Genomic DNA, 553 nt, shown 5'->3' on the forward strand with positions numbered 1-553 from the left:
CTGGGCGCACATCGCGGTAGGGACGCCCATTACTGGGCGCCCCCCGCACAGATCCGGACGTGCCCAATTMACGCACTAGATGTGTTCGACCACATCTAGTGCSTAATGTGGCGTTGCTCCATATGTGGCTGCCGACGGCGGCTCCCTGGGAGGACGAACTGCTGGACACCACATAAATTTCGCGGCGGCCGTACTGTCGGGTCCCCTCAGTTCCCACAAGGGAGATCCGATCATGTTCGAGACCTTGTATCGGTACTCGCGCGTCCTGGCTCGTCATCTTGACGGAGCGGCGGCCGAGGAGCGCGATCGTTTTGTTTCCCACTTCGCCGCTTCGGGTGCGGCGAGCGGGTCGGTGTCGCAACTTGCGAGCGAGCTCCTCGTCGTCGCGCAGCGCCTGGACCTCGGCGGAACCAGGGCCGTCACACCACAGGAGATTGCATCGGCTGCCGATCGTTGGGTCCGACACCAACGACGACTCGGGCGCATCACCACCGCGCGCTATAGCCGCGAGAGATTCGTGCAAGTAGCCACCAGCTGGCTGCGGTTCATGGGG

The 553-nt window shown here is 63.5% G+C and carries 1 protein-coding gene; it reads left to right on the plus strand.

Going from position 1 to position 553, the window contains the following annotated elements; translation table 11 throughout:
* Positions 1 to 232: 232 nt before the first annotated feature.
* Positions 233 to 553, plus strand: a 321-nt coding sequence (locus tag ACXJ3V_RS20570; RefSeq protein WP_457102212.1) for a hypothetical protein, incomplete at its 3' end; no start/stop codon positions are given.

The organism is Microbacterium sp. P5_E9 (assembly GCF_054049175.1).